This window comes from Streptomyces apricus (assembly GCF_008369065.1).
GTDB classification, from domain to species: Bacteria; Actinomycetota; Actinomycetes; order Streptomycetales; family Streptomycetaceae; genus Streptomyces; species Streptomyces apricus.
The window spans coordinates 1-3,034 of sequence record NZ_VDFC01000073.1 but is presented as its reverse complement, the minus strand read 5'-3'; the positions used below and the strand labels follow the sequence as shown (position 1 = coordinate 3,034).

The 3,034-nt window shown below is 75.2% G+C and carries 3 protein-coding genes and 1 pseudogene; 2 read left to right on the top strand and 2 right to left on the bottom strand.

Annotated elements, in window-relative coordinates:
- Together FGF04_RS33610 and FGF04_RS33605 are read right to left on the bottom strand one after the other, a co-directional pair.
- Nucleotides 1-1,111 (bottom strand): STM4014 family protein (locus FGF04_RS33610; RefSeq protein WP_149515180.1); only part of this gene is annotated, 1,111 nt, incomplete at its 3' end.
- 35 nt (nt 1,112-1,146) lie between these two features.
- On the bottom strand, nt 1,147-2,112 hold the full coding sequence (locus FGF04_RS33605; RefSeq protein ID WP_149515177.1) for an STM4015 family protein: 966 nt from the start codon (nt 2,110-2,112) through the stop codon (nt 1,147-1,149).
- A gap of 204 nt (nt 2,113-2,316) precedes the next feature.
- On the opposite strand from FGF04_RS33605, the gene FGF04_RS33600 reads away from it, so the two are divergent.
- Nucleotides 2,317-2,643, top strand: coding sequence for a hypothetical protein (locus FGF04_RS33600; protein ID WP_149515176.1), 327 nt, complete (start codon nt 2,317-2,319; stop codon nt 2,641-2,643).
- Between the two features lie 70 nt (nt 2,644-2,713).
- Nucleotides 2,714-3,034, top strand: a pseudogene (locus FGF04_RS33595) (hypothetical protein); the annotation flags it as partial.

Sequence of the window (3,034 nt, the reverse complement as noted above, 5' to 3'; positions counted from 1 at the left end):
CCGGACGGCGGTCGCGGCGCAGGAAGGACCCGGCCGCGGCGATCTGCGCCGCGTAGGTGTCCAGCCCCTCCGCCCCGCTCCCCGGCAGCCCGGTCAGCCGGGGGAGCAGGTCGCCGAACGCGTTGACCTCGCCGACGGCGAAGCGGCGCCAGCCGGTGGCGGGCAGCACGTCCACGCCGACGCACAGCGTGCCCGGGAAACAGGCGGCGGCCCGCTCGGCCGCCCCGACGGCCGCGGTCCACCGGTCGCCCGCCAGCGCCCGCACGGCCGCCAGGTCGCCGCGGGCGCCACCGAGATGGAGGTTGGTCAGGGGGGAGCGGCTGGTGCGGACCACGGCATGTGTGGCCCGGCCGTCCACGACCACGACGCGCAGGTCCGCGGACCGGCCGCCCAGGGAGGCCTTCGGCAGCCACCGTTCGACATGCAGCCCGTCCGGGGCCAGCGCGTCCACGATCGCGGCGACCTCCCGCTCGTCCGTGTAGCGGCGCACCCGCAGCGAGTTGTGCAGGTGTCCGTCCCCGGTGCGCTCCACCGACGTCGTCGCCCGGACGCGGCCGGGCCCGGCGGTCTCGACGGCCAGGACACCGGAGGCGGACGAACCGTGCGCCGGCTTGACGAAGACGCGCCGCATGCCCGCCGCCGCCATGACGTCCCGCACGTCCGCCCAGCCCCGGATCGGCGTGCGGTCGCCGGAGGKGGGGGAGGGCGGCACCGGCACGTCCGCACGCGCGAGCCGGTCGTGGCACAGCCGCTTGTCGAACAGCACGGCCAGGTCCGACGGGTCGTCGAGGCGCAGCCCGCCCCGCAGCGAGCCCACGCACTCCAGGAACCGCGCGTACCAGCGTCCGGAGCCCTCCACCCGCGTCGGCTCGGCCACCCCGCGCAGCAGGGCGTCCACCCCGGCGTCCTCACCGGGGGAGTCGAGGCGCACGATCTCGTCGTCGGCGAAGTCGTGGCCGCCGTCGCGCAGCACGTCGAGCCACTCCACGACCCGCGGCACGCCCTGTCCGGCGGCCCCGGCGGCCGCCGCGAACAGACCCACCCTGCGGTTGTCCCCGTTGGCGACGACCACCCACTTCGGCGGTGGGTCCGGCTCTTCCCCACGGCGCATGCCGTTCCCCTCCCTCGTCCGGTCCCCGCGCCGCGCTACTCGCCCACCGCGACGAAGCGCCAGACCTCGCCGTCGTCCTCGTCCTCCTCGGCGTCGTCCGGGTCGGTGTCGACCTCCACGCCGGCGGGCTCCAGGGTCTCCGTCAGCCGCTTCCGCAGGGCCTCGCTGACGTAGTTGTGGTGCAGGTCGAGCTTGGTGAGGTGGGTGAGCGGCTGACCGGTCAGCAGCGCCGTCGCACCGTCGTCGGTGAGCACCCCCATGGAGACGTCGAGCTCCTTCAGGCGCGCCACCACGGGAGCGGACGCGAGGGCCGCGCAGACGGCGTCCTGGATCTCGCTGTTGTGCAGGGCGAGCCGCTCCAGGGCGGGCAGCCGGGTGCCGGCGAAGAACGGTTCGAGGTCGGCGACGTCGCAGTCGCCGCCGTACTCGGACGTGCCCAGCCACAGGTCGAGGTCGACCAGGGCGGGCAGGTCGCTCGCGGCGACGGCGCGCACCACCGTGGCGGGCAGGCCGCCGCTCTCCACGGTCAGCCTGCGCAGCCGCTCGTGGCGCAGGACGGGCAGGACCAGTCCGTTGCCCCCGCGGACGCCGAACTCCTCAAGGTCCGGGAAGGCTTCGAGGAGCGGCCCCAGGTCGCCCTGGGTGATCCAGGAGATCTCGGCCTCCTCCATCACGATGTCGCCGACGAACAGGCCGCGCAGGGCCGGCAGGCGGTCGCGGGCCGCCACCAGCGCCCCGACCACCTCGTCCGGCGCGTTGTCGTACACGTCGCTCCACGCGCCCACCACCAGCGCCCGCACCCGCGCGGTGTCGACGGCCGCCAGGAAACGGGCGAAGGCCTCCTCCCACTGCTCGTCGGAGTCGTAGGAGTCCACCGCGACGCGCCAGGCCACGGAGTCCGGGGTTGGCAGCGCGGACGCGTCGGGCACCTCCTCGCCGACGCCCGGGAAGTCGAAGGCCGGCAGGCCGTGGAACTCGTCGAGGTGGCTACCGATGGTCATGCGCGCCCGCTCCTTGGTGCTGAGGTCGATGGATCGGCGGTCATGGGCCCCGCTCCCGGTGCGCGCCGACCGCATCCAGGTAACGGAGTTCTACCAAGTCCCACTGACAGCGCCGCCGACAGGGTCCTCCCCGAGGGCCGTTGTCAGTGCCCGCCCCTACGGTCTCTCCCATGGCACACGGTGTGCCGCAAGGGGAGGAGACCCATGTACCGGCAGGGAGACGTCCTGATCGTGGGACTGGCCGAGGAAGCGGTGCCGGAGCACGCGGCGGGCGCGGCGTCCGAACCGCGCGACGGCCGCGGCAGGCTGGTCCTGGCACTCGGCGAAGTCACCGGGCACGCCCACGCGGTGGTCGGTCCGGGACGGCTGATCCGCGAGTCGGGTGCGTTCGGCCCGATGCTGCTGCACGTGCCCGACGGGGCCCGCGTCGTCCACGAGGAGCACGCGGCGATCTCGCTCCCGAAGGGCTGGTACCGGGTGATCCGCCAACGGGAGTACGTACCGGGGTCGGTGCGCATCGTCGCCGACTGACGGGGCGATCGGCGCGGACGCACGGGCACGGCACATCACTGCGGTTACTGGGGAGAGAGGAACGACGTTGATGGATCAGGGCAGTTGGCGGGCGGCGGCAGCGGCGACCGGACCGGGAGACCGGGCGGCGGCCGAGGAGGGGGTACGGCTGGCCTACCGGCTGGCCGGCCTGGCCGGACCGGACCGCATCCTGTGGACGCGCTCGCCCCGCGAGGCGGTCCGCATGCTCATGGAGCCGGCGAGGACGGACGGCGCGCGGACGGGTCCGGGGGCGGGCGCGCCTGCGGACCCGGGGCCGGACGCCTTCGGCGCGAGTGTCCGCGACGCCGTGCTGGGCGCCCCCTGGGCCGCCGAGCGGGCCCGGCTGCACGCGGCGCTGGGACCCCAGGGG